15 protein-coding genes are annotated in these 19812 nt (G+C 60.5%); 12 read left to right on the top strand and 3 right to left on the bottom strand.

Annotation, left to right across the window (positions count from 1 at the left end):
* Positions 1–214: 214 nt before the first annotated feature.
* The gene (gene efp, locus AS89_RS0113710) at positions 215–787 is read right to left on the bottom strand and encodes an elongation factor P (RefSeq protein ID WP_010133269.1); all 573 of its coding nucleotides are present in this window, start codon (positions 785–787) and stop codon (positions 215–217) included.
* 108 nt (positions 788–895) lie between these two features.
* Between efp and epmB the strand changes: the two genes are divergently transcribed.
* The 7 genes from epmB (at position 896) to AS89_RS0113675 (ending at position 13385) form a co-directional block, all read left to right on the top strand.
* Positions 896–1945 carry an EF-P beta-lysylation protein EpmB gene (gene epmB, locus AS89_RS0113705; protein WP_010133268.1) on the top strand — a complete coding sequence of 350 codons (1050 nt, stop codon included), beginning with the start codon at positions 896–898 and terminating at the stop codon, positions 1943–1945.
* A gap of 207 nt (positions 1946–2152) precedes the next feature.
* Positions 2153–3961, top strand: coding sequence for a hypothetical protein (locus tag AS89_RS0113700; protein WP_010133267.1), 1809 nt, complete (start codon positions 2153–2155; stop codon positions 3959–3961).
* 279 nt (positions 3962–4240) lie between these two features.
* The gene (locus AS89_RS0113695; RefSeq protein ID WP_010133266.1) at positions 4241–6325 is read left to right on the top strand and encodes an EAL domain-containing response regulator; all 2085 of its coding nucleotides are present in this window, start codon (positions 4241–4243) and stop codon (positions 6323–6325) included.
* A gap of 248 nt (positions 6326–6573) precedes the next feature.
* On the top strand, positions 6574–8592 hold the full coding sequence (locus AS89_RS0113690) for a M1 family metallopeptidase (protein WP_010133265.1): 2019 nt from the start codon (positions 6574–6576) through the stop codon (positions 8590–8592).
* Positions 8593–8838: 246 nt separating this feature from the next.
* Positions 8839–9918: an efflux RND transporter periplasmic adaptor subunit gene (locus tag AS89_RS17660; protein WP_010133264.1), complete on the top strand. Its 1080-nt coding sequence runs from the start codon at positions 8839–8841 to the stop codon at positions 9916–9918.
* The gene (locus AS89_RS0113680; RefSeq protein WP_010133263.1) at positions 9915–13034 is read left to right on the top strand and encodes an efflux RND transporter permease subunit; all 3120 of its coding nucleotides are present in this window, start codon (positions 9915–9917) and stop codon (positions 13032–13034) included. Before AS89_RS17660 ends, AS89_RS0113680 begins: the two co-directional genes overlap by 4 nt.
* A gap of 159 nt (positions 13035–13193) precedes the next feature.
* Positions 13194–13385, top strand: a complete 192-nt coding sequence (locus AS89_RS0113675; RefSeq protein ID WP_138976410.1) for a hypothetical protein — start codon at positions 13194–13196, stop codon at positions 13383–13385.
* 27 nt (positions 13386–13412) lie between these two features.
* On the opposite strand, the gene serB is transcribed toward AS89_RS0113675, so the two are convergent.
* Positions 13413–14456 (bottom strand): phosphoserine phosphatase SerB, encoded by a 1044-nt coding sequence (gene serB / locus AS89_RS17655; protein WP_010133260.1) that lies wholly within the window; start codon positions 14454–14456, stop codon positions 13413–13415.
* Between the two features lie 178 nt (positions 14457–14634).
* Here serB and AS89_RS0113665 point away from each other — a divergent pair, with 178 nt between their 5' ends.
* The 5 genes from AS89_RS0113665 (at position 14635) to AS89_RS0113645 (ending at position 18448) form a co-directional block, all read left to right on the top strand.
* Positions 14635–15729: a hypothetical protein gene (locus AS89_RS0113665; protein ID WP_010133259.1), complete on the top strand. Its 1095-nt coding sequence runs from the start codon at positions 14635–14637 to the stop codon at positions 15727–15729.
* A gap of 358 nt (positions 15730–16087) precedes the next feature.
* Positions 16088–16372 carry a hypothetical protein gene (locus tag AS89_RS0113660; RefSeq protein WP_010133258.1) on the top strand — a complete coding sequence of 95 codons (285 nt, stop codon included), beginning with the start codon at positions 16088–16090 and terminating at the stop codon, positions 16370–16372.
* A 177-nt stretch (positions 16373–16549) separates the two neighbouring features.
* A complete protein-coding gene (locus AS89_RS18705) occupies positions 16550–16912 on the top strand; it encodes a hypothetical protein (RefSeq protein ID WP_138976409.1) in 363 nt (120 codons plus the stop codon).
* A gap of 88 nt (positions 16913–17000) precedes the next feature.
* On the top strand, positions 17001–17786 hold the full coding sequence (locus tag AS89_RS0113650) for a 3-hydroxybutyrate dehydrogenase (protein ID WP_029250040.1): 786 nt from the start codon (positions 17001–17003) through the stop codon (positions 17784–17786).
* Entirely contained in the window at positions 17771–18448 is a 678-nt protein-coding gene (locus tag AS89_RS0113645) for a response regulator (RefSeq protein ID WP_010133256.1), read from the top strand. The genes AS89_RS0113650 and AS89_RS0113645 overlap by 16 nt, the downstream gene beginning before the upstream one ends.
* Positions 18449–18824: 376 nt before the next feature.
* Here AS89_RS0113645 and AS89_RS0113635 read toward each other — a convergent pair whose 3' ends face one another.
* Entirely contained in the window at positions 18825–19757 is a 933-nt protein-coding gene (locus AS89_RS0113635) for an alpha/beta hydrolase (RefSeq protein WP_010133255.1), read from the bottom strand.
* Positions 19758–19812: the final 55 nt, after the last annotated feature.

The raw sequence follows: 19812 nt of genomic DNA, 5'->3' as shown, positions 1-19812 counted from the left end.
ATCTGCGGGCGAAGGCAGAGTGGTGAGCAGAAGTTTTTAGGATCGTCGCAAACAGGATGTTTGCGCCGAAGCGCCCAGGGATGGGTTCACAGCGGTCCTAAAAACTTCTGCTCACTGCTTTGCCGCCACAAGTCCAGAGGACCGTATACAGGCCAAAACCAAAAAGGGCGAATACCAGAGTATTCGCCCTTCGGAATCGCTGAGCAAAGGAGGATTAGTCTTCCTTCGCGCGACCCAGGTATTCCGCGGTACGAGTGTCGACCTTGATGGTCTCACCGATTTCCAGGAACAGGGGTACCTTCACCACGGCACCGGTGGACAGGGTCGCCGGCTTGGTGCCGCCCTGCGCGGTATCGCCACGCACACCCGGATCGGTGTCGGTGATTTCCAGAATCACGTGGTTCGGCGGCGTTACTGCCAGCGGTGCGCCGTTGTACAGCGTGACCACGCAGATATCCTGCTCCTTCAGCCACTTCGCCGCATCGCCAACCGCCTTCGCATCCGCCTGATGCTGCTCAAAGGTCTCCGGCTCCATGAAATGGAAGAACTCACCATCGTTGTAGAGGTATTCCATATCGCGGTCCATCACGTCTGCACTCTCCAGGCTCTCACCGGAACGGAAAGTACGCTCCCACACGCGACCGGTCTTCAGGTTGCGCAGCTTCACGCGGTTGAAGGCCTGCCCCTTACCGGGCTTCACGAACTCATTGTCCACAATGGAACAGGGGTCGCCGTCCAGCATTACCTTCAGGCCGCCTTTGAATTCGTTAGTGGAATAATTAGCCATGAGCTCCTCGAAATATCAGCATTACGCCGTCAAATTGATTAAACTTCGCGCGCCCCACCCGGGGCTATCCAGTAGCCAACGGCCACCGCGCCAAAAAAACAGCCCGCTATGATACAGCACCGCCAGCCCGCACGTGAAATCAGCAGCATCGAAATCGCCGCCTCCGGCGAGGAGATCCTGCGCCCACGCCGCTGGCAGGAAGAAATGAGCGATCTGGTGCGCGACCCGCAGGAACTGCTCGCGCTGTTGCAACTGGATGCTGAGCAGCTACCCCAACTGAGTGCTGCCTCGGCCGCCTTCGAACTGCGCGTACCGCGCCCGTTCCTCAGCCGTATCCGCCCGGGTGACCCCAAGGACCCACTGCTGTTGCAAGTATTGCCCACCGCAGCAGAACTGCAGCCCAGCCCGGGCTACATCGACGACCCATTGGAGGAGGCCAACGCCAACCCGGTGCCCGGTGTCGTGCATAAATACCAGGGCCGCCTGCTGCTGATTGCCGCCGGCCAGTGCGCGGTCAATTGCCGCTACTGCTTCCGCCGCGCCTTCCCCTACGCGGACAACCATTTGAACCGCCAGCAGTGGCAGCAGGCGCTGGACTATATCCGCGCCCAGCAGGGCCTGCGCGAAGTGATCTTAAGTGGTGGCGACCCGCTGGTGATGAGCGATCGCCAGCTGGCCTGGCTGGCGGGCGAGCTGCAGCAGATCCCGCAGCTCGACAAGCTGCGAATCCACACCCGCCTGCCCATCGTCGCGCCGTCCCGCGTCAACGACGAACTGCTGGATTGGTTTACCCGTAGCCGCCTCAAGCCCGTACTGGTGCTGCACTGCAATCACGCCAATGAAATTGACGAGGAAGTCGCAGCTGCCCTTGCTCGCCTACGCGCTGCCGGCGTTACCCTGCTCAACCAGGCCGTGCTGCTGAAACACGTCAACGACAGCGCGGACACGCTGGCCGAGCTCTCGGAGAAACTGTTCGCCAATGGCGTGCTGCCCTATTACCTGCACCAGCTGGATCACGTGCAGGGTGCCGCCCACTTTGAGGTGACAGACGCCCGCGCGCGCGCGCTGGTGGAGAGTGTGCGCCAGCAGTTGCCCGGTTACCTGGTACCGCGCCTGGTACGAGAAATTCCCGCGGAAAAATCCAAAACGCCTGTGTGAACCCCGCGGGCCGATGTGTGCCTGCCAGCACTCGACGCACACACAAACTAAACGCATCCCAAAAAAGAGCTAATAAGCGACGACTTTGCTGCTTGCTCGACGATTTTTGGCGCCAAATAATTCGTATTGGACGCCTATTTGCTCTGACATATTTGTGCAAATTTCGCGGCCTCGTATACTGCAAGCACGCAACACTCGGTTATCGCCATGCAGGACGCAGCAGACTCAGAAGTAGGGCAAGATGCCCATCGCGGACACCACACCGCGCACAATTCCAACACCGAATTTCCCTCGCCACACAGTGCTTCGGCAGGACCGACCACGCCCCCCTTGCGGGACCTGGCCCAACTCACCTGCGGCTGCCGCAATCATCGCCAGTTGAAACACTGGTTGCGCGACTTCCTGAGCAATAACCCACTGGACGAAAAAGCCCAGCGCAACGCCGGTACCCTGCGCAGCCTGCTCGCGGAAATTACCCGCTGGGATGCACCGGTGCGCCTGCGCCTGGCCAGCCTGGAAGTTCTGCGCCCCGCCATCGTCGAGCACTGCAGCAATCTGGCGCTGGCGCCGCTGGCGAATATCAGCAACACCTTGGGTAGCCAAAACCAGCGGCAACGGCGTGAACAACTCACCGCCGTGATTCTCTATCAGCACCTGGCACAGGCTTATGCCAGTGTGAGCGGCCAGCTTATGGAAGCGAGCCACGCGCTGTTTTTCCGCCGCCGGCTGGCCCGCGCGCTGCATCGCGGTTGCGATAGCTACCGCCGGCTGATCCAAATCTGCAATCTCGCCTACCAGGCCCCGCCCAAAGGGAGCTGGTCGCGCCTGCAGCACCTGGTACAAACTGCGCGCGAGCACGGCCTGGAACAGCGCCTCGTAGTTGACCCCCTGGCGACAGGTGCCGCCGATGCACCTCTGGCTGCCAGGCGCCGCCTCAATCGCTGGGTAAAGCTGAGCCACCCCTATCTGCAAACCGCCCTGTTTGCCAGTGCCAACCCACTGCAACTGACCCTGGATGAGCAGCTGCAGCTGTGGCTGTGCTGCGGCCGCTGGGCCGGCAAGACAACACTGCTCGAACGAGCAGAAAAATCCGCACAAACCCTGCTGTGCAGCCTGAACCTGGACCAACCTCCGATTCCGGCAGTGCGCCTGCGCCGCAGCGCGGTGGACCTGAAGCATTTTTCCGCGCCTTTGGGCTGGCCCATCGACCTCGGCGGCCCCCTGCGGCTACTACAAAAACGGCTGCGGCGCCCCGGAGCTCTGTCGGTGGATATGCTGGAGCGCGTACAGGCGATTTGGGCCGGCGCCAAGAGCCGCGGCGAATTGCGCACTCCGGTAGAAATAGGCTGCCAGGTGGCGATTGGTATCAGCGCGATTGCCTATCACCTGAAACAGGATGGTGATGAAGGCCCGGAGCTGGCAGCGAGCTTTGACGCGGGCAATTCACCAGACCTGGTGATGGAGGTGGACTCCATCGACTTCGGTACCGGCCGCGCGCTGAACGATTACCAAGTGGCCACGCCACTGCCCGATGCACCGTCGGTGTCGCGCGGGCACAGCGAGGGTCCGCGCTCCACCCAAAAACGCTACTCGCCAACACCCGCCACCCTACTCAACACCAGCGACAACGGCGCGGGTTTACGCCTGCCAGCAGAGGTGCAGGGGCGCCTGCACAGCGGCAACCTGATCGCGCTCAAGGTCGCAAAACGCTGGGAAGTGGGACTGGTACGCTGGCAGTTCGGCCTGCCCGACCAGTGCCGTGCGGGGCTGGAGCTGCTCGGCGGCCACACCAGCGCGGTGCGGGTGCGCCGCCACACCCGGGACGGGCGACTTACCGATGCCATGGCCGGGCTTCTCAACGGTATCGCCGGGCAGCCACCCGAACTGTTGCTGCCAACCCCTCTGTTCCAACAGGGCGACACGGTAGACATCGTCACCGCCGGTCAATCCCGCACGGTTACCCTGCGCCAGCAAAACCTGAATACCGGCAGTATTGCCATCTTTGCCTTTTCCTGACGGCCTGCCGGGGATCCCGGCGGTGCCCACCTGCCCCTGCGGCACAATTCTTGCCACTAACCGCGAAGGTTTTCCCTTCAAGAGGCAAGAACGTGGAAACATATCCCAGACTGCCGACTGTGCACTTGTTCACGGTATTTATAACAACCTAAACTATCGGGTTCGCGGTACTGGACCGCACCAACAGGGTGCGGGCATCGGCAGGGAAGCGCTCGATCTGGCCCCGATCAGAATACACAATGAAAAATAACCGCCGCGACGCAGTACAACAGGAACACAATGAGCAGCGAAAACACCATCCGCCTTCTTCTTATCCACGACGTCCCGGCCGAGGCCCAGCGACTGGTAAGCATGCTGCAGAATGCCGGCCGCCCCAACCGCGCTAAACACGTTGCCAGCGAGGCGGCACTGACCAAGCTCCTGCAGGAACACACCTGGGATTTGCTGATTGCGGCAGAGCAGGGCAAACAACTGGAAGCCGCCACCGCCATTCGCACCATCAGCAAACTGCAAAAGGATGTCCCCGCGATTTTGCTGACCGAGCGCGAAGGCTCGCAGCCGGTGGTGGAAGGCCTGAAGGCCGGCGCGCGCGATGTGGTTACCATCGATGAGGACCAGCACCTGCTGCTGACCATCCAGCGCGAGCTCACCGCGCTCGAAGAGCGCCGCCAGGCGCGCCAGCATGAGCTGCGCTACCACGCCACACTCAACCGCGCCAAGGAGCTGCTGGACAGCTCCAAGGACGCCATCGCCTACATTTCCGACGGTCTGATCGTTTACGCCAATGAATCTTTTGCCGAGCGCTTCGGTTATCAGGACCGCGACGATGTGGAATACCAGCCGCTGATCGACATGCTCACCGAGGGCGAGCAACCGGACGCACGCGAATTCCTGCGCAGCTGCGCCATCAACAACAACGAGGTGGAAGCGCAGGAGTGGCAGTTCACCGCGCGCACCGCCAACGGCACGCCGCTCTCCACCAAAGCGGAAGTGCTGTCGACGGTATACGACGATGAGCGCTGCCTGCAGGTGCGCATCGCCGCCAGCACCGGCAACACCGAAGAGCTGGAAGCGCAGCTCAGCGAAGCCAAGAACCGCGACTCCGCCACCGGCCTCTACAACCGCCAGCGTTTTGTGCAGCTGCTCAACAGTGCCATCCAGTCGGCGGCCGGCTCCCAGCGCACCGGCGGCCTGATGTTTATCGAAATCGACCGTTTCGAGCAGTCCGTGCAGCAGGTGGTTGGCGTCGCCGGTGCCGACCAGGTACACAAGAAGTTCGCCGAACTGCTGCAAAGCAGTGTGCGTCGCGGCGACGTTATCGCGCGCTACGGCGAGGAGAGCTACTGCCTGCTGATGCCGGAAACCACTCCCGACAGCGCCGAATCCCGCTCGAAAGAGCTGCTGCAAAAAGTGGCGGACACCATTTTCGAGGCCGCCGGCAAAACCGTGCACATCACCGCCTCCATCGGTATTTCGCTGCTGAGCGAAACCTCGGGCAATGCAGACAAGGTGCTGGAGCAGGCCTCCAAGGCCCACGACCAGGCCATGGCCAAAGACAACGGCAACGGCTTTGCCCTGTTTGAGCCCGACAGTGAGCAGCAGGGCGATGCCGATACCTATTTGCGCGCGCGAGTTGCGCAGGCGCTGGAAGCGGGCAATTTCAAGTTGCTGTACCAGCCAATCCTCAGCCTGCAGGGCAGCGGGGAGAAACTCTACGAGGTGCTGGTGCGCCTGGTAGACGGCAAGGAAGAGCTTGCGCCCATCGCCTTCCTGGAAACGCTCGGTGACGCCGGCCTGTCCTGCAAGATGGATCGCTGGGTCATCCTCAACGCGATGAAAGCCGTTGCGGCAAAAAACAGTCAGGGCGACGAGGCATCGTTGCTTATCCACCTGACGGCGGCGTCCCTAAAAGACAGCAGCCTGCCGGCCTGGCTGGGTGTCGCCTTCAAAGCATCCAAGGTTTCGCCAAGCACCGTGACCTTCCAGTTGCGCGCCGAGGACATTAACAGCAACCTGCACGCCGCGCGGGATTTTGCCAAGCAGGTCCAGGATCTGGGTTGCCGTGTTGCCGTGTGCCGCTTTGGTACCGGCCTCAGCCCATTCAAGGCACTGGAACACGTGCAGGTGGATCTGGCCAAAATCGACGCATCGTTTGTGCGCGAAGTGCAGGACCAGGGCGAGGACAGCGAGACCCTGGTCAAGCTGGTAAGCCAGCTGAAAGAGATCAATACCAAGGTCATCGTGCCGCACATCGAACAGGCCAGCATGCTGCCGACCCTGTGGCAGTCCAGTACCGACTACATCCAGGGCTATTATGTACAACCGCCCGCGGACGAGATGGACTTCGACTTCAGCCTCGACTGATCCCAGACAGCGGACTCCGGGTGTCACCTTTACTGGGTGGCGTCCGGGGTTCGCTGCGGCTCGGCGCTAGCCCCTAGCCCTAAGCCCCTAGCCCCTACCCCCCAACAAGGGCAAAAATTCAAAATTCGGTCTACTCTAGGACCAAACCCGCAATCCAATTTCCCCGCCACGCGGGTCATTGGGTATTCTGTCCCGCAAAGAATTTATCCAATTCTCACTCAAGAACTACAACAATCACGGAGCCCAACATGCTGCCCCAATTGTTTCCTACCAGTCTCGGCCGCCTGATCGGTGTCGGACTGCTTAGCGCCAGCCTGGTTACCCTCAGTGCGTGCGGAAAACCCGCGGACACCGACGCGGCCAAAACGAAGCAAGAAGCTGCCGCCGGCGAAAAGAGTGCCAGCGACATTCCTGAAAGCGCCACCCAATACACCCCCGAAGATTTGCAAAAATCGGCACCGATGGCGCAAGAAGCAGGGCCCGAATCCGGTGTCGACTACCACTCCTTCGCCAACACCCAGGATTACCTGGTCAAGCATGTCGACCTGGACCTCACCGCCGACTTTGACAACAAGGTACTGAAGGGCGAGGCGATTCTGGATATCCAGCGCCTCACCCAAAAGAACCCGGCGCTGATTCTCGATACCCGCGATATCGATGTGACCAATGTACGCGCAGGCGTCGGTAACAGCCTGCAGGACGTGAAGTTCAGCCTCGGCAAGACCGACCCCAACCTTGGCACCCCACTGAAGATCAATCTGCCCAAGGGTGCCAACCGGGTCGCCATTCAGTACCAGACCTCCCCGGGCGCCTCCGGTGTGCAGTGGCTGGAGCCTGAGCAAACCGCCGGGAAGCAGCATCCCTTCCTGTTTACCCAAGCACAGGCGATCCACGCGCGTAGCTTTATCCCGCTGCAGGACTCCCCCAAGGTGCGCGTGACTTACAAGGCCACCATCCGCACGCCACAAGAACTACTGGCAGTGATGAGCGCTAACAACGATCCGGATACGGAAAAAGACGGCGTTTACGAATTTGAAATGCCGCAACCCATCCCGTCGTACCTGATAGCCCTCGCGATCGGCAATCTTGAGTTTAAGCCCATGGGCGAGCGCACCGGTGTCTACGCCGAGCCGGAGCTGCTGGACGCGGCAGCCGCCGAGTTTGAAGACACCGAAGACATGCTCGAGGTCACCGAGAAAAATTATGGGCCCTACCGCTGGGACCGCTACGACCTGCTGATCCTGCCCCCGAGTTTCCCGTTCGGCGGCATGGAAAACCCGCGCCTGAGCTTTATCACCCCCACCGTGATCGCCGGTGACAAGAGCCTGGTGGCACTGATCGCCCACGAACTGGCGCACTCCTGGTCCGGCAACCTGATTACCAATGCCAGTTGGCGCGACCTGTGGCTGAACGAAGGCTTCACCACCTATCTCACCAACCGCATCATGCAGTTTGTCTACGGTGATGAGCGCTACCAGATGGAAATGGCGCTGGGTTACGACGACCTGAAGGCCGACCTGGACGACCGTGAAGACAAAGACGAGATCATGGCCATCGATCTGCGCGGTCGCGACCCCGATGAAGTCTTTTCCAACATCCCCTACGAAAAAGGCTCCCTGTTCCTGTACGAACTGGAACAAAAAATCGGTCGTGAGAATTTCGACCAGTTCCTGATGGATTACTTCAACCACTTTGCCTTCCAGAGCATCACCACGGAAGACTTTGTGAAATACCTGGACGAGACGCTGCTGAAACAGTATCCGGACAAGCTCGACCGTGCGCGTATCCAGCAGTGGATTTTCGAACCGGGTATTCCGGAAGGCGCACCGCAACCCACTTCCGATGCGTTTACCAAACTCGATCCGATTCGCCAGCAATGGCTGAACGGCGAGATCAAGGCCAGCGATATCGACACCAAGGGCTGGACCTTCCATCAGTGGAAATACTTCCTGGACGGCATGCCGGCCAAGCTGAGTGAAGACCAACTGGCAGAACTGGACAGCACCTTTGATCTCACCCAGTCGAAAAACAATGAGATCGCATTCAGCTGGCTGATGATCGCGGTACGCAACCAGTACGAACCCGCCGACGCGCGCCTGGAAGATTTCCTGGTGAGCATCGGCCGCAACAAGTTCCTGCGCCCGCTGTACCGCAATATGATGGAGCACGACCAGAGCGATGCGGCCAAGCGGATTTTCGAGAAGGCCAAGTCCGGCTACCACCCGCTGACCGTGAAAGTGAACAGCAAAATTATCTACGGCGATTGAGCCGTCGCACCACACTCCGTGTCGGATAATCCCGCGGAGAAAGACGTTCATCGATTTACCGCCCGCCGCTTGCTCGGCGGGTGGTAAATTTTTGTAAACTCCCCCCTCTTTGTGATCTCCGCCAGTTACTCTGGCGTAAATGTTGCTTCAGCAACCTCTCTGATCCAACCCATGATGTTCATTCGGCGGAGGTTCGTTGCGACCGCTTGCCGGCCATAACCACAAATACAGATCGTCCTAAACAACATGAAATCCTTTGGTGTACTCAACCTAAGCGCCTTGCAGCCGGCCTGTGCCAGGCTCGCCCTCGTCGCCACGCTGCTGCTTCCCTCCACCGTGCTGGCCCAGCCGAATAAAGCGCCAGTGCCAGTGCGCGCGGCGCCGGTCGAACTGGAACAGATCTCCAACCCGGTGGAAGCCCTCGGCACCGCCAAGGCATGGGAGTTTGTCTCCATCCGAGCCGGAGTCACCGAACATATCAGCCGCGTCAATTTTGAGAGCGGCCAGCGGGTAAAAGCCGGCGATGTCCTGGTGGAACTGAGCCACGGCGAGGAAAAGGCGGAACTGGCGCGGGCCCGCGCCACCCTGGAGCGCTACGAGCGCGATGCCAAACGCCTGCGCGGCCTGGTGACCAAAAACCTCTCCACCCGTGAACAACTGGAGGCCGCAGAGACACAGGTAGCAGAAACCCGCGCGCTGATAGATGGCCTGCAGGCGCGCATTGACGATCGCATTATCCGCGCCCCGTTTGACGGCCAGCTGGGGTTGCGCAATATCAGCGTCGGCAGTCTGGTGACGCCGACCACCGAAATCACCACCATTCAGGACAGTGCGCGCCTGAAGCTGGACTTCACCGTGCCCGAGCGCCAGCTGTCCGCGATCAGCGGCGGCATGGCCATCGAGGCGGCAAGCCAGGCCTACCCCAATCGCGTGTTCAATGGCGAAGTGATGATTGTCGAGGCGCGTGTAGACCCGCAAACCCGTGCCTTTACCGTGCGCGGCCGCCTCGACAATCGAGACGGCCAGCTCAAGCCCGGCATGCTGCTGCGCGTCCGCGTAGTCACCAACCCGCGCCGGGCACTGATCATTCCCGAAGCCGCACTGGTACCGCTGGCCGGTGAGCAATCGGTGTACGTGGTGAAGAAGACCGAAGGCGGGCACATGGTACAGCGCCGCGAGGTGCAGATCGGCCAGCGTTATGAAGGCAGGGTGGAGGTGCTCACCGGCCTGTCCCAAGGTGATCGGGTAGTGACCCGCGGCACGCTACATATTCGCGACGGCCAGCCCGTTGCCGTGGAAGTTGAGAACGGGGCCCGCACGCAATGATCATCAGTGATACAGCGGTCAAACGCCCGGTTTTCGCGCTGGTACTATCGCTGCTGCTGGTGGTGTTCGGCCTGATCAGCTTCGACCGCCTGGCGCTGCGTGAATACCCGGATATCGACCCGCCGATTGTCTCCATCGACACCAACTATCCCGGTGCCTCCGCGGAGATTGTGGAGACCCGCATTACCCGCCTGATCGAAGACCGCATCGCCGGTATCGAGGGCATCAAGACGGTCACCTCGTCCAGCAGCGATGGTCGCTCGCGTATTTCCATCGAGTTCAATATCAACCGCGACGTAGATGGCGCCACCAACGATGTGCGAGACCGCGTTTCCGGGGTGCTGAACAACCTGCCGGTGGAAGCGGATCCGCCCGAGATCGAAAAGGTCGACAGCAGCGACGATGTGGTGATCTGGCTGAACCTGACCTCCGACCGCATGACCGTGCCGGAACTGACCGACTACGCCAACCGCTACCTGGTGGACCGCTTCTCGGTACTCGACGGCGTGGCGCGGGTACGGGTCGGTGGCGCCAAGGACTTCGCCATGCGTATCTGGCTGGACCGCGGTGCGATGACCGCGCACAACGTCACCAGTGCGGATATCGAACAGGCGCTGCGCGCGGAGAACCGCGAGCTGCCGGCGGGCTACCTCGAGTCCAGCGATCGTCAGTTCACCCTGCGCCTGCAGCGCCAGTTCCAGAGTGCCGAAGACTTTGCCCGCCTCGCCATCACCACCGGTGATAGCGGACACGTGGTGCGCCTGGGCGATGTGGCGCGGGTTGAACTGGGTTCCGCGGAGGACCGCTCTACCTTCCGCGGCAACGGTGAGCCCATGGTAGGCATCGGCATTACCCGCCAGTCCACCGGCAATATCGTCGCCGTCGCAGAAGCGGCCAAGGCGGAGATGGTGGAGGTCAACAAGTCCCTGCCGGACGGCATGCGTCTTAGCCAGAGTTACGACGCGTCGGTATTCGTATCCGAGGCGATCAAGGAGGTGTACACCACCCTGGCCATCGCAGTGATTCTGGTGACCCTGGTGATCTACCTGTTCCTGGGCAACTGGCGCGCGACGCTGGTGCCGGCGGTCACGGTGCCGGTGTCTTTGATCGCCACCTCTATCCTGCTGTATGCGTTTGGTTTCAGTATCAACCTGCTCACCCTGCTGGCGCTGGTGCTGGCCATTGGTCTGGTAGTGGACGACGCCATCGTGGTGCTGGAGAACATCTTCCGGCGCATGGATGAATACGGTGAACCGCCGCTGCTGGCCGCCTATCGCGGTGCGCGCGAGGTGGGCTTTGCGGTGGTGGCCACCACGCTGGTACTGGTGGCGGTATTCGTCCCCATTACCTTCCTTGAGGGGGATATCGGGCGGCTGTTTTCCGAGTTCGCGCTGACCATGTCGGCGGCGGTGATCTTCTCCTCCATCACCGCGCTCACCCTGTCGCCAATGCTCGCCGCCAAGCTGATCCGCCCCAACGATTCCCACAATGCGGCCACCCGCTTTATGGACAAGGCCCTGACCCGCGCCCAGCGCAGCTATCGCAGCGGCCTCGATGTCCTGTTGCGTCGCCACTGGGTTGCCGGACTGGTGTTTGTCGGGGTGATGGCATTCGCCGCGGTATCCTTCCGCCTGATTCCCACCGAGTACGCCCCCCGCGAGGACCGTGGCTCCTTCTTCCTGCTGGTCAACGGCCCCGAGGGCGCCAGCTACCAGTACATGCAGGAATACATGGACACCATCGAAGAGCGCCTGATGCCGCTGGTGGACAAGGGCTATGTCAATCGCCTGCTGGTGCGTTCACCGCGCTCCTTCGGCACCTCTGCCACCTTCAATACCGGCATGGTGATCTTCACGTTGGCGCCCTGGGGTGAACGACCCTCCGCGTTTGAACTGATGAACCAGGTGCGCGCGGCGGTGAAAGACCTGAGTGGGGTGCGCGCCTTCCCGGTCATGCGCCAGAGCTTCGGCGGCGGCCTCGGCAAGCCGGTGCAGTTTGTCCTCGGCGGCAGCAGCTACGGCCAGCTCACCGAGTGGCGTGACCAGCTGAACCAGGCGCTGGCGGAATCCAACCCAGGGCTGCTCGGCGTCGACTGGGACTACAAGGAAACCCAGCCGCAGCTGCGCATCAATGTGGATTACGAGCGCGCCGCGGACCTGGGGGTCCAGGTAAGCGATGTGGGCACCACCCTGCAGACCATGTTCGGCTCCCTGCGCGCCACCACGTTTATCAACAATGGCGAGGAGTACGACGTAATCCTCGAGGGCGAGCGGGACCTGCAACGCACCCCGGACAGCCTGGAGAACCTGTACGTGCGCTCCAAAACCACCGGCGCGCTGATCCCGCTGCAAAGCCTGGTGGAGGTTAGCGAGTACGCGGATTCACCGCAGCTGCAACGCTACAACCGGGTGCGCGCGATTACCCTGGACGCCAACCTGGCCGACGGCCTGGTACTGGGGGAAGCGCTGGCTTACCTCAACCAGCTGGCGGCAGACAACCTGGAAGGCACCCCGGTAATTGACTACAAGGGTCAGTCCAAGAACTTCCAGGATTCCGGCAACACCATTCTGTTCGCGATCTTGCTCGGCGCACTGGTGGTATTCCTGGTGCTCGCCGCCCAGTTCGAGAGCTTCGTGCACCCGCTGGTGATTATGTTCACGGTGCCGCTGGCCATGGCTGGTGCCCTGCTGGGCCTGCTGCTGACCAATCAATCGCTGAACATATACAGCCAGGTAGGGTTGATCATGCTGGTGGGGCTTGCCGCCAAAAACGGCATTCTGATCGTGGAATTTGCCAACCAGCTGCGTGATCGCGGCGTAGAGTTTGGCGAGGCACTGCGTCAGGCGGCGGAAACCCGCCTGCGCCCAATCCTGATGACCGGGATCACCACCGCGGCGGGCTCGCTGCCATTGCTGCTGTCATCCGGTGCGGGTTCCGAGACCCGCGCGGTAATCGGCACCGTAGTGCTGTTTGGGGTACTCGCGGCCACCCTATTCACCATCTTCATCGTGCCCACGGCCTACGATGTGCTCGCGCGCCGCACCGGTTCACCGGGGCAGGTGGCGCGCAAAATTGGTGAGCTGGATGCGGAGTACCCGACGCAAAAACAGGATTGAGTGGCGGCTAATTCTGCGCCGGACTATCTAAGCTGGCGCAGATCTCTTAACCTCTGCCAGTCTTTTGTGAGACGACCGCAACTTTTTTCGCGTTGGGGTCGTCTAACTCGCACAATTGGAAAGAAACAGAACATCGTAGACAGGGAAACGACCATGTTCATGGGCAAGCGACTTCTCGCCGCCACGGCTTTGCTCTCACTGCTAATGATGATGAGCGCCTGCACCAAGCAGGTGTGCTATCGGGATGGGGAGCGCAAGCCGCGCATGCCATTTGCCAGCACCGTGCACGAGCTGGCGCCCGCGGTCAGCTTCGCCGCCCGCTACGCGGCGGCTTACCACGCCTTCGATTAAGACATTGCCGCCAGGCGGCAGCTCTCATCAAGCGGCTTCGCCGACCAGGTCGGCAATCTGACGGTCGTTCAGGCCAAACAGGTACAGCGCCGCATCCAAGCCAAACCCGTCAATCGCCTGCGGCGCCTCGGCCCGAACCTTCGGCTTGGCGTGGAACGCAATTCCCAGCGCACCCAGCGACAGCATCGGCAGGTCGTTGGCGCCATCGCCCACTGCAATCACCTGGTCCAATGACAGCTCCAGTTGCTGGGCAATTTCCTGCAACAGCAGCGCCTTGCGCGCGCCGTCCACAATCGGGTCAATGACCTCACCGGTGAGGGCACCGTCGGCAAAGGCCAGCTGGTTGGCGTGCACAAAGTCCACCGCCAAATGGTTGTCTTTCAGATAATTGGCGAAGTAGGTAAAGCCACCGGACAGGATCGCGGTTTTGCACCCCAGTGCGCGCAGCGCCAGCAGCAGGCGCTGGGCACCGGGCATGATCGGAATGCGCGGGGCAATTTCCGCGAGGCTCGCTTCGGTAAAGCCCTTCAGTAAACCCATACGCTTGCGGAAGCTCTGCTGGAAATCCAGCTCGCCGCGCATCGCCGACAGGGTAATCTCGGCCACCTGGTCGCCGACACCGGCAATTTTTGCCAGCTCGTCGATCACCTCTGCCTGGATCAGAGTGGAATCCATATCGAAACACGCAAGCTTCGGCGCGCGCTGGGTGCTGCCTGCCTGCAACACCAGCTCGAGGCCCAAAGCCTGTGCCAGTTCCAGCAGTGCCAGGCGCGCCGCGGCAAACGCAATATCCCCCTCCAGCTGGATACGCAGCACGCGGCAATCTTCCCGCGCGGCCAGGATATCCAGCGCCACGGGGCGCCATGCATTTGCCTCGATAAACTCCGCCAGACGCCGCAGCTGCACCAACTCGATGTCGTCCGCCAGCACCGTCAGGCACCAGGGGGCGGTCACCGCCGCGGGAGCCTCGGGCAGGGTTGCGGCAACCGGCAGCGAGAAGGCTGCATGACTGAGGTCAGCGAGAGCGGTGTACTGGGTGGATGAGTGGGCGGATGGGGAGCTGGCGTCCATGACTGAATCTCGTTGCTGGCTGTTTTCTGCGCACGTCGTTGCGCGCGCAGCGCCCGGCCCGGGCATACTTGACCGCCGGGCCGCAGGTGAATTGGCTGCGCATTATAGCCCGGCGCCTTTTTTCACTGAAGAAGTGGGATAGAATCGGGCGGACTTCTGTTCGCACACTAAAAACAAGATGAAAACACTCCTTACCCGCCTGTCCGAACTCTCCGGATCGCTACCCCAGTGGCTGGAAGCGCTGAGTGCCAAGCGCCAGCGCCAGTTGATTGCCGCCACTATCTGGCTGACCCTTGCCGGCTTCTGTCTGGCAGCTCTGGGCCACGCCTACAGCCAGCAGTTATCCACAGCGCAACATCGCGACCGCGAGAGTGCCGCGGCTGCGGCGAAACTGCTGGCGACCCAGAGCCTGCAGCAAATTGTCGCCGGCGATCGTATCAGCCTGCAGCTGCTGGCCCAGCAAACCCTGGCCCTGCCCGCTGTGTACGGTGTAACCATTCAGGACGTGGACTCCAGCCCGCTGGCACAGGCTGGGGTGCGCGACCGTGGAGAAATGCTGACCGAGCCGGTGGTGCTGCACGATAGCTTTGCCGGCAGCGTGGCACTGAATATCCAACCCGGCGCACAGGTGGGCTACCCCTGGGCGAGCCTGCTGTTGTGCATGATCTTCGCGCTGCCGTTCAGCGCCGCCTGCGCGCTGGGTATTTCCCAACTGCGCTCGCGCAAATCAAAGCAACGCAAACCGCTACTGGTACCCAAGGCCCAACCCAAACCGCAGCCGCAGGTCACCTCCGGGCTCTACCTGCGCCCACTGAACTGGGCCCAGCTGGGCAACCAGCTCTCGCGCAGCGCACTGGAGAATCTGCAGAGCGAACTGGAACAGCGCCTGCAACTGCTCACCCGCATTTACGATGCACAGCCACTTCCCAGTGCTGGCCCGTCTGTCGGACTCGGCTTTGCCGGCGAGGATGCCGCATTCCGCGCGGTGTGTGCCGGCCTGCTACTGCGCGGCCTGCAACAGTCCAGCCGCGCCACCGGCCTTCAGCTGGCCCTGGCCGTGCTGCCAGCCAAGCCCGAGCAGTTCGATTTCAATGGCGAGCAACTGTTGAGCCAGGCGCGCGGCCTGACCCTGCATCCGCAATTGCTCGACGACGAATCCCTGGCCGACCGCATCCAGTGCCACACCACCGACTGGGGCGCCGAGGTCACCGGGCTCAATCCCAAGTTACAGCAGTTGCTGGATAACCAGTTGCAACAACTGGTCTCGGCTTAGCTTTCGCGCGCTCAAACTCTTTGCGGTGACAAGCGAAGGAGTCGCTATCCGGTGCGGGTTTGCGAGACCTTCGAAAACAGGGATGTTTTCGCAGAGCCCCCATGGATGGGTTCACGGCGTGTCTCGCAAACCCGTACCGGATAGTGGCACCGCCACTCAACTCCAGACATTCACTTATATCCCGCCGCCTCTTCATAACTTTTTAGTTGTTGATATTCACCGCAATAGGTCGTGATTGTCCTTCCGCGACCTTTAAATAACTTTCACTTGGGTTTCGAGACTGTTTCAGCTGTTGTCAAGCAGCGAGCAGTTCGAAAGGAAGTAAAAAAGTTACCCGCCTGCGGGCGCGGAGGTTTTCATGAAGCGTTCATCCGAGCGGTTCACCGGGGCATGTACCGGCGTAATCGGGGCCACAGCACTGCTGCTTGCCACCGGTTGCACCACCATGGAAGACATGACCGACACAACAACGGCTATCAACCGCACCAACGAAGGTCCTGGTTACTACCGCGTCCAGAGCCGCTATTACCACTGCCACCAGAACAACCGCTGCCACAACGTTCGCCACCCGAACTATTACACCCGTGGTGACGGCGACTACCGCCGGCAAATGCCCAGCAACCGAATCAATCAGCCTCGCTGATCCAACACACGCGTAATTTCAAAATTTTTTCGGTGTACGCACTGCCAACCATTCCGGTTTGCGCAGGGCCACACCCTTACTCTGCAACGCGGAGGTCTCGCATGAAGAGTATTATCAAAAAGGGCCTTTTGGCCGTAACGGTGTTCGGCACCCTCACGTTAGGGGCCTGTGTCTCTGATGGATATTATTCGTCGAGTAGCGTGGGCTATTCGAGCTATCCGTACTCACGACCCTACGTATATCCGTCGAGTAGCGTGTCCTTCTATTACTCTTCGCCACGCTATTACCGTTACGGCTATCCGCGCTATCGCGGCAGTTACTATCGCTACGGTCGCGGTTATTACCACCGTCACCATCGCTACCATGGCCGTCACTATTACAACCGCCCACACCATCGTGGACACCGTTACCATCGCGGTGGGGCCCATCGCTACCATCGTAGCGGCGCGCATCGCGCACATCGCAGTGGTGCACATCGCGGAAGAGCGCATCGCCGCTAAGTTTGGCTGGCTCAGCCCGGCCAAGTTGACCCAGGTATGAGTGCCCTCTCATACCTTGGTCATACAGACCCATAACTCCCGCCACTGCTAGGATTTCTGCAAAGAACAAAAGCATGCGGGAGTTTGCCGTGCAACAAGATACATCACGCGCCGTCTTGATTACCGGCTCCACCAGTGGCATCGGGCTTGCCGTCGCCCACGGTTTTGGACGCGCCGGCTACCATGTGATGCTGCACGGGCTCGCCGATCAAGAGACCGTTCAGGCCCTGCAGGACGAGTTTTCCGCATACGCCGGCAAAGTCGGCTTCAGCAATGCCGATATTTCCAGCGAAGAGGGCTGCGCCCAGCTGGTAAGCGATACCCGCGAAGCCATTGGCAACCCCTCGGTGCTGGTCAACAACGCGGGCATTCAGTTCACCGCGCCCACCCACGAATTCCCCGCGGACAAATGGCAGCAAATTCTTGCCGTTAACCTGAGTGCCAGCTTTTACCTGATGCGGGACCTGCTGCCCGCGATGCGCAGCGCTAATTGGGGCCGTATTATCAATATCGCTTCGGTACACGGGCTGGTGGCATCGGAGCAGAAGTCAGCCTACTGTGCGGCAAAACACGGTCTGGTCGGGCTGACCAAGGTGGCGGCCCTGGAGAACGCCGACTGCAATATCACCGCCAATGCGATTTGCCCGGGCTGGGTAGAAACCCCGCTGATCCAACCGCAGATCGAAGCGATCAGCCGCGAGCAGGGCATTGACCTGGACAGCGCGCGCGCGCAACTGGTGGGCGCCAAGCAGCCAATGGCAAAAGCCAGCCCACCCAATGCCATTGCCGAACTGGCCATGTACCTGTGTGGCGACTTTGCCGGCACCATTACTGGTGCATCACTACCGGTGGACGGTGGATGGACCGCGCAGTAGTATCCTTTGCACCCGATCACTTTCTTCTTCAGGGTGCTGCCGTGAATTACCAGTTGCTGATTGCCGACGATCACCCGCTTTACCGCGATGCGTTGGCAACGACCCTTTCCAGTCATTTTCCCAATGCCGATTTGCTGCAGAGTGAGGACCTCGATTCCACTCTGCAGCGCCTTGCCCAGTCGGAAGTGGACCTACTGCTACTCGACCTGAATATGCCGGGCAGTGAAGGCTTCAGCGGCCTGGCCCGTATCCGCAACGATTTCCCAGCGGTGCCGGTGGTGGTTGTATCCGGCAGCGATAAGCACTCCGTTATCCAACAGGCTTCTGGCCTGGGCGCCAGTGGCTTTCTTTCCAAGACCGCACGGCCGGATGAAATTTTGCAGTGCATTGAATGCGTGCTTTCCGGGGACCAATGGTTCAGCGAAGAGGCACTGCAGGCAGAGACCGAGTCGGCGCTCGCCGACAAACTCACGCAACTCACACCCCAGCAGTTGAAGATTTTCCAGATGATTGCGCAGGGCATGCTGAACAAGCAGATTGCGTATGACTTGGATATCACCGAACCAACGGTGAAAAGCCACGTGACTGCGATTTTACGTAAGCTGGAGTTGCGGGATCGTAAGCAGCTGATCCGAGAGGCGCAGGCGCTGATTCAGCTATAAGGGCTTCGTAGCCTTTCCCAAAACCTTGATTCTCAGCTTGAGGCGGTGGCGCAGCGGGTAGTTGTTTTCAAAACCGCTGTGAACCCATCCCTGGGCGCTGCGGCGCAAACATCCTGTTTGCGACGCTTTTGAAAACAACTACCCGCTACCCCACCTTCACATCTGACTCCTCTACTCCGCAAGCAACCTCTGCTGTACTCACATACAAAGTCCGATGGTCGTGGTTAAGGCAGAGTGCCGGGTGCGGCTTTTCAGGAGCGTCGGCGACAGGGACGTCGCCGCCGCAGCGCCCATGGATGGGTTCACAGCGGTCCTGAAAAGCCGCACCCGGCGCTCTGGCGCCGGTGAACTTTGACAGAGCGCGGGACGGTGGAGGTCAGACGCCCTGCAAATACTCCGCCACATGGCGATAAACCCGCTCACACGCCTCAGGCACTAGGTTTTCCAAATTCAAGAACGCGTGGATCATATCGTCAAACTGCAGCAGCTCTGCATTGGCACCGCCGGCGCGCACCTTGTCGACATACGCTACACCCTCATCCCGTAGCGCACAGAACTCTGCCGTAACAACCAATGTTGCCGGCATATTTTTGGTGAATTCGCCATGCAATGGAGAAACTGAATAGGGGTTTTCCGCACGCTGCAGATAGTTTTGGAAATACCAGAGAATTTTTTCTTTCTCCAGTAAATAACCTTTGCCATTTTCTTCAATGGAAGGCGTCTGCATGGTGTAGTCGAGGCTGGGGTAAATCAGTACCTGCGCATCAATGGTATGCGGTTGATGCTGCAGCAGCCGGCTCGCAGATGCACACAGGGCACCGCCGCCGGAGTCGCCCATCAAGATCCAGCGACCATTGTGGGCAACACCCTTGCGATCCAGTGCAGCGCCCAGGTTGCGCACCACGCTAATCAAATCATTCAGTGCCGCCGGGTAAGGATTCTCCGGCGCCAGGCGATATTCGAGGGAAATCACCGTGCGCTTGCTGGCATCCGCCACGCGTCGGCAAATAGGATCGTACACCGTCACGCTGCCGGCCATATGCCCGCCACCATGGCAGTAAATAATTGCCGCACCGTCGATTGCATCCTCCGGCTGGTAGATCCGTACCGGTACTGCGTATTCACCACCGGTCACTACCGTATCAGACACTTTCATGTCTGGCCCAGCGGCAACAAAGCCGGCGGTGAGGTTAGCAAGGCTCTCGCGAGCGTTGACCGGTGTTGGCTCGAAACCGGCAGCCTTCACCTGTGCAATCTGGGCGTTAACCGCCTCCAACCATTCGGCGAGTTTCGGATTAAGCTGTCGCATTATCGGCCTCCAGGTTTTCATCGCTGGGTTTCTTGCCGCTTTCCGGCAGCAGGAA

The organism is Microbulbifer agarilyticus S89 (genome assembly GCF_000220505.1).
GTDB lineage: Bacteria > Pseudomonadota > Gammaproteobacteria > Pseudomonadales > Cellvibrionaceae > Microbulbifer > Microbulbifer agarilyticus_B.
The sequence above is the reverse complement of the archived record's forward strand: the minus strand, read 5'-3'. Positions and strand labels throughout refer to the sequence as shown.

Coding starts and splice junctions, on each gene's coding strand:
- efp (WP_010133269.1), bottom strand. CDS start 787: ATGGCTAATTATTCCACTAACGAATTCAAAGGCGGCCTGAAGGTAATG.
- epmB (WP_010133268.1), top strand. CDS start 896: ATGATACAGCACCGCCAGCCCGCACGTGAAATCAGCAGCATCGAAATC.
- AS89_RS0113700 (WP_010133267.1), top strand. CDS start 2,153: ATGCAGGACGCAGCAGACTCAGAAGTAGGGCAAGATGCCCATCGCGGA.
- AS89_RS0113695 (WP_010133266.1), top strand. CDS start 4,241: ATGAGCAGCGAAAACACCATCCGCCTTCTTCTTATCCACGACGTCCCG.
- AS89_RS0113690 (WP_010133265.1), top strand. CDS start 6,574: ATGCTGCCCCAATTGTTTCCTACCAGTCTCGGCCGCCTGATCGGTGTC.
- AS89_RS17660 (WP_010133264.1), top strand. CDS start 8,839: ATGAAATCCTTTGGTGTACTCAACCTAAGCGCCTTGCAGCCGGCCTGT.
- AS89_RS0113680 (WP_010133263.1), top strand. CDS start 9,915: ATGATCATCAGTGATACAGCGGTCAAACGCCCGGTTTTCGCGCTGGTA.
- AS89_RS0113675 (WP_138976410.1), top strand. CDS start 13,194: ATGGGCAAGCGACTTCTCGCCGCCACGGCTTTGCTCTCACTGCTAATG.
- serB (WP_010133260.1), bottom strand. CDS start 14,456: ATGGACGCCAGCTCCCCATCCGCCCACTCATCCACCCAGTACACCGCT.
- AS89_RS0113665 (WP_010133259.1), top strand. CDS start 14,635: ATGAAAACACTCCTTACCCGCCTGTCCGAACTCTCCGGATCGCTACCC.
- AS89_RS0113660 (WP_010133258.1), top strand. CDS start 16,088: ATGAAGCGTTCATCCGAGCGGTTCACCGGGGCATGTACCGGCGTAATC.
- AS89_RS18705 (WP_138976409.1), top strand. CDS start 16,550: ATGGATATTATTCGTCGAGTAGCGTGGGCTATTCGAGCTATCCGTACT.
- AS89_RS0113645 (WP_010133256.1), top strand. CDS start 17,771: ATGGACCGCGCAGTAGTATCCTTTGCACCCGATCACTTTCTTCTTCAG.
- AS89_RS0113635 (WP_010133255.1), bottom strand. CDS start 19,757: ATGCGACAGCTTAATCCGAAACTCGCCGAATGGTTGGAGGCGGTTAAC.